This window comes from Collinsella aerofaciens (assembly GCF_015670795.1).
Classification (GTDB): Bacteria; Actinomycetota; Coriobacteriia; order Coriobacteriales; family Coriobacteriaceae; genus Collinsella; species Collinsella aerofaciens_Q.
This window is the reverse complement of sequence record NZ_JADPCJ010000011.1, coordinates 59,140-65,229: the sequence shown is the minus strand read 5'-3', so window position 1 is coordinate 65,229 and position 6,090 is coordinate 59,140. Positions and strand designations below refer to the sequence as shown.

The 6,090-nt window shown below is 59.3% G+C and carries 5 protein-coding genes; 2 read left to right on the top strand and 3 right to left on the bottom strand.

Features of this window, described 5'->3' with window-relative positions:
• Positions 1–455: 455 nt before the first annotated feature.
• Together I4W09_RS04955 and I4W09_RS04950 are read right to left on the bottom strand one after the other, a co-directional pair.
• Positions 456–1,367, bottom strand: a complete 912-nt coding sequence (locus I4W09_RS04955) for a hypothetical protein (RefSeq protein WP_196032480.1) — start codon at positions 1,365–1,367, stop codon at positions 456–458.
• A gap of 152 nt (positions 1,368–1,519) precedes the next feature.
• Entirely contained in the window at positions 1,520–2,935 is a 1,416-nt protein-coding gene (locus I4W09_RS04950; protein ID WP_196032477.1) for an MFS transporter, read from the bottom strand.
• A 204-nt stretch (positions 2,936–3,139) separates the two neighbouring features.
• Here I4W09_RS04950 and I4W09_RS04945 point away from each other — a divergent pair, with 204 nt between their 5' ends.
• Positions 3,140–3,550 carry a peptide deformylase gene (locus I4W09_RS04945; RefSeq protein WP_196032474.1) on the top strand — a complete coding sequence of 137 codons (411 nt, stop codon included), beginning with the start codon at positions 3,140–3,142 and terminating at the stop codon, positions 3,548–3,550.
• 36 nt (positions 3,551–3,586) lie between these two features.
• Positions 3,587–4,510: a LysR family transcriptional regulator gene (locus I4W09_RS04940; protein ID WP_196032471.1), complete on the top strand. Its 924-nt coding sequence runs from the start codon at positions 3,587–3,589 to the stop codon at positions 4,508–4,510.
• Positions 4,511–4,633: 123 nt separating this feature from the next.
• Here the strand turns inward: I4W09_RS04940 and I4W09_RS04935 are convergent, their stop codons facing one another.
• Positions 4,634–6,076: a PTS transporter subunit EIIC gene (locus I4W09_RS04935; RefSeq protein ID WP_196032468.1), complete on the bottom strand. Its 1,443-nt coding sequence runs from the start codon at positions 6,074–6,076 to the stop codon at positions 4,634–4,636.
• Between the last annotated feature and the right edge of the window lie 14 nt (positions 6,077–6,090).

The following is a 6,090-nucleotide window of genomic DNA, read 5'->3' as shown; positions in this document are numbered from 1 at the left end:
GGCGCGATGTGCCGGGAGGGCGCGGAATAGACATAGCCCCCGTCCCGGCGAGCCGGGCGGCCTTCGGGGATACCCCCTATTTCGCTGTGCGCGCGGAGCCCTCCGCATGCGCCTCGACAGACTTGGGGAACCCCGCCGAAGGAATGGAGTGCGGGCCGGCAGAACGGTATCCGCGGATATGAGACTGAGCCGAAGGCGTCGATGACATGCCGGGGGCGGACCGGGACGGGTTAACGGCAGGCCCCGCCGACCGATTGCAAGCGGTCGGCGGGGCCATTGTGGCTCTTGACAGCGGATTGGGTCATATGAGCGAGCGCCCACCAGAGCGAACAAATTGACATGAAAAGAGGACGGCATAGACCTTCTGGTCATGCCGTCCTCTTTGAATGACAAGTTGTCGCTCTGGTGGGCGCGCAGCGTCAACTAGTTACGCGGTTCGTAGAACCGCGTAACCCCTAGAAGCGGTTGCCGCGGAAGCCGCCGCCGTTGCGGCCGCCACGATCGCCGCCGCGACCGCCGCGGTCGTTACCGCGGTTGCCGCCGAAGCCGCCACGGTTGCCGCCGCGATCGCCATAGCCACCACGGTTGCCGCCAAAGCCGCCGCGACCGCCACGGTCGCCGCCACGGTCACCAAAGCCGCCACGGCCGCCACGATCGCCACCGCGACCGCCACGGTCACCGCCACGGCCACCGCGATCGCCAAAGCCGCCGCGACCGCCACGGTCGCCGCCACGGCCACCGCGATCGTCACGGCCGCCGCGAGGACCGCGGTCCTCGTCCAGGCCCATGGCGACGAGCGGAGCGATGACCTTATCGAGAGCGGCCATCAGCTCGGTGGCCTCCTCGTAAGAAAGCTCGGGCAGGAGCTTCTCCTTCTTGTTGGCAAGCTCGACCAGGCCCTCAGCGGCATCCTCGGCAGCGAAGACAACGATCTTGCGCATATCGCCCTCGGCGTCGTCGATGCGGCCGACCAGATCGGCAGCCTCGGCCTCGGCCATCAGACCATCGAGCTCACGAAGGCGCATGCCCAGCAGGTCGGACATTTCCTTCTGCTCCATCTTGGGCTTGAGGTCAAGAAGCTTGATGGCGCGCTCGATGTTCGCCATGCGCTCGGCCTTGGCCTCCTCCTCCTTGGAAATAGCAAAGCGACGGCTACGCAGCAGGCGGGCGGCCTTCTGCATCTTGTCCATCAGCTCTTCGTCATCGTAATCAACGGCGGCCTCGACAACCTCGGCCTCCTCCTCGGCGGAAACCTCGTCAGCAGCCTCAACCTCGGCAGCTTCGGTCTCCACGGTCTCGACTGCCTCAACCTCGGCAGCCACGGTCTCGTTCTCGGTCTCGTTCATGATCTCTTCGTTCTCGGACATGAGACTCCTTCTTGGCCCTCTCGGGCATCATCGCCCCATTCGCGGGGCCCGTCGCGCACTCTTTGCGCTTTAAACATTCATGCCTCTCGGCAAAACGTCCATTAGTTTATGGTGTCGCCATCCAATCTAGCTGCAGAATCTATGTGCACACATTAATGCGACATGTGTGACTCGCGACGAGCGTACACCAGCGACGCCACGAACCCGACCACGGCAATTACAGCCGCCACACGCACGGCAGCTGCAAATCCAATCGCCTGGGCAACGTCCGTCGCAGCGCCAGCGGTGCCGGCGGTCGCCGCAGAACTCGAGAGCAGACCGATAAACAGCGACGGGCCAAACGACGCGGCAATCATATTCCACGTGTTAAGCAATGCCGTTCCGTGAGGATGTTCAGCGGCAGGCAGCGTCTCCAAGCCGGCCGTTTGCGAGGGGCTCAGCACCAAACCGACTCCGGCATACACCACAACGGTCAGCGCCACGACGACGCCGATGTTCATGCTTGCCGCCGTCATCGAGATTGCAGTCTGCCCCACGGCAATCAGGGCAAAGCCGACCGGCAACAGCGGCCATGCGCCACGGGCGTCCATCACGCGTCCGCCCACAATCGAGGTCACGGCGTTGCAGGCAATCGCCGGCAAAATGAGCAGGCCCGCAACAAGTGCGGTCATGCCGTAGGCACCTTCAAAATAGAGCGGCAACAAAACACTCATCGAGAACGTCGTCATCATCGACACCACCACAAGCAGGCACGCAGGCCAAAAGCGAACGCTCGCCATGGGACGCACGTTAAGCACCGGATGCTCAAGTTTGAGCTGGCGGGCCGCAAACAGGCCGAGCAGCACAAGGGCGGCGAAGAGCGTCACGATGCCGGCAATCAGATTGGTCGAGAACTCGCCTACGGAATACACAAATGCCGTAATGCCGGCAGCGAGCAAAACAACCGACAGAATATCAAGCGTGGCGTTCGAGCGCTCTCCGACATTCTGAACAAGCTTTACGCCCGCCGCAGCGACCACAATGCCGCCCACCAGCGGCACTACGAACACCGCCCTCCAGCCAAACAACGTGCACATAAGACCGCTGATCACAGGTCCAAACGCCGGCCCCAGCGTAATGCAGGCACCGCCCAGGCTCAGATACAGACCGAGCTTCTCGCGCGGGGCGCAAGACAACACCACGTTCATCATGAGCGGGAACAAGATGCCCGATCCCGCAGCCTGCAAAATACGGCTTGGCAGCAAAACGCTAAACGACGGAGCGACCAGGCACAGGATTTCGCCGGCGACCATGCATCCGCATGCGAAAAACAGCAGTTTACGCGTCGAGAAACGGCCGGACAGGAAGGCCATGATGGCCGTAAAGATCGACGTCACGATCATGTAGCCCGAGACGAGCCACTGTGCCGTGGTGGCACTCACCGAAAAGGCTGCCATAATGTCGTGCAACGCCACGTTAATGATGTTCTCGTTAAACGCGGCAACAAAGGCTGCAATATACATTACGACGAGAATCGCCGCAGTGGCCGATGGCGTTACTTGAACTTGTTGCTGAGATTTGCTCCCCATGCATTTCCTTCCTCTTGGAACGACAGTCGCATCGCCCCAGAGGAACAGTCCAGGGCGAAAATGAGCCCTAGACTTACGCCAGACGCCGTACACGACGAATCTGGCAACATGGTCCAACGTCGAAAGATTGTAACGCGGACGCACAGCTTTCCTTCCGCGCTATTATTAAAAGTCCACGAAAGCATAAGACATGAGGAGCCCGCCATGATTAAACCCATCATGAAATCCGAGTTCTTTTTGCGTCTGCCTTCCGAAGACGCGGGACCCGACGATGCCGCAACCGGGCAGGATCTCCTGGATACACTCCACGAGCATGAGCGCGAGTGCGTGGGCCTCGCCGCCAACATGATCGGCGTGCGCAAACGCATCTTCTGCGTAAAGGACGGCAACAGGACACTCCTGATGTACAACCCTCAAATTCTTGAGCAGGTCAATGCCTATCAGACGAGCGAAGGATGCCTCTCGCTGATCGGCGAGCGTCCCTGTACCCGCTATCGTCGCATTAAGGTGGAGTATTTGGACGAGAACTTCGTTCACCGCATCAAAAACTTCTCGGGCTACACCGCCGAAATCATCCAGCACGAAATCGACCACTGCAACGGCGTCGTGGTTTAGGCCACCCGCCAAAATGAGGGTACCGGAGGCCTCCCTATGGATATCAGCCGCTTTGGCGAATTCGCCATCTTAGCGCAGTCACGCACGTTTCTTGATGCGGCGGAACTGCTTTTCATGTCGCAATCAACCCTCTCCAAGCACATCATGGCAATGGAGCACGAACTCGGCTGCAAGCTCATCGATCGAAGCCAGCGCCACGTAACACTCACCGCGCAAGGTGAAGCGCTCCTCCCCTATGCGCAAAAAATTGCGACGCTTCAGCATCGCTATCTTGCCGCCATTCAAATAGGTGCAGGTGAGCCGCTCGAGCACCTCACCGTAGGTTCTATCCCCATTATGGCCCCTTATGGGATTACGGACGCCGTCATCGATTTTCAGCAGGCGAACCCCTCATATTCTGTCGAGCTCATCGAGGGCGAGGGCGACACACTCAAGCGCATGCTCCTACACGAGGACATTGACCTGGCCTTCATCCGTGACAGCGGCGCCATCGAGCCGGAGTTCAAAAAGATTCCCTTTACGACCGACCGGCTCGTGGCCGTCCTTCCGCTCGACCATCCACTCGCCGAACGTGACACCGTCGAGATAGACGACCTTATCGACGAGAATTTCCTCATGCTTCCCCAAGGCTCGTTCGTAAGCGAGCTCGTCCTTTCCATTTGCCGCGAAGCTGGATTTGGCCCACGTGTTACGTTCACCGGCAAACGAGCCGAGAACATCATCTCTCTTGTCGCACGCGGCGCCGGTGTCTCATTCCTCATGCGCAAGCCGGCGGAATCGCTTGCCAGCGGAAAGGTAGCCCTGGTGCCGCTTGAGCCCGCGGCGACCTCCGAGGTCAGGCTCTACCTCAAGCGGAACGCCGCGCACTCGCAGGCGGTCGTCTCGTTCATCGGCTTCCTCCCCTACCGTCAGCTCCTGCAGGGCGACCGTACGTCTTCCACCGTGGCACGCCCGTCATAATCCCCGCTGCTCCACAACCGCAGACCTGTGTCCGCAAACACGATGACAGCGGCACAAAACACAAATATGCCTCGGGCGGCACGTCGCCGTCCGAGGCATATTTAATCAAAGTGCGCAGAAAGACTAGTCCACCGAGATGTTGAGTGCCTTACCGCCCTCGTCCTTCTTGGTACCGATCACCATAGCGGCGACAAGAGCCAGAACGAAAGCGACCACACCGGAGATGACAAGGCCGATAAAGCCCGTGTCGATGCCGGCAGGGTTAATAAAGCTCGGGAAACCGAGCGGGCCGGAGGCACCGAAGGCATAGAGCTTGGCACCCATGAGGCCGGCAATGGCGCCGCCTACACCAGCGGAAATAAAGGTTGCCCACATAAGGCGCTTACGCGGCAGCAAGATGGCGTAAAGCGCAGGCTCGTTGACACCGAAAATCGAAGAGACAAGGGCGGGAATGTTGACGGCAGCATTTTCCTCGGAGTCCTTGGTTCGGATGATCATGCCAAGCACAGCGCCGGCGATGGCACAACCGCCTGCATACACGAGCGGGTTAATGAGGTCATAGCCGTAGGTTGCGACATCGAGGAACCACAGCGGGATGATACCCCAGTGCAGGCCGAACATGACGAGCAGGCTCCAGAACGTGCCGATGACAAAGCCGGCGATGGCGGGTTGGAAGTTGATGAGCATCAGAATGATCTGGGCAACGATGTTGGAGAGGACCGTCATGACCGGACCGACCACAAGCAGGCCAAGGATGCCGCAAATGAGGAGCGTTAGGATGTTGGAGAAGAACGAGCTCACAAGCGCGGGCAGCGCGTTAGAAAGGGCCTTGTGCACCTTGGAGGCAATCCAGACGATAAAGATCGCAGGCAGAATCGTCGATGAGTAATTCTGCATGATCAGCGGGATGCCAAAAATATCACCGTAGACATTGGACTCGAAGACCGTGCCGGCGCCGAGCGTGTAGAGCGGATCTCCGCCCATAAGGGCAACGAGCGTCGGGTAGACGAGGATACCGCCGAGCGCCATTCCCATAACGGGCTTAAGTCCGAACTTCTTGGCCGACGTCCAGCCAATGATTAGCGGAAAGTAATAGAAGACCGAATCTCCGATTGCCGAGAGCGTCACATACGTATTGCTGTCCTTGGCAAGCCAACCGGCAACCGTGCAGAGCGCGAGCATCGACTTGATAAAGCCACCGGCCATAAGCACGCCAAGAACCGGTTGCAGAATCTCGGAGATGATGGCCAGCAGACGCGAGAATGGATCGCCCTTTTTGACGTCGTCGCCTTCATCGATATCGAGTGCGGGTTTGGAGTCGAACCCGCCAATCTGAACAAGGTCGTTGTAGACGGCCTCGACAGTGGCACCAATCACGACCTGATACTGTCCGCCGGCCTGGATGACGTCAACGACGCCCTTCGTCGCCTTAAGCTCATTGGTCTGGGCGAGCGATTCATCCTTGAGGTGGAAGCGGAGACGCGTAATGCAGTGGCTCACGTCTAACACATTGTCTCGACCACCGACCTTTGTGATGATTTCATCGCAAAGCTTCTGGTATTTCATGGAATTCTCCTTTT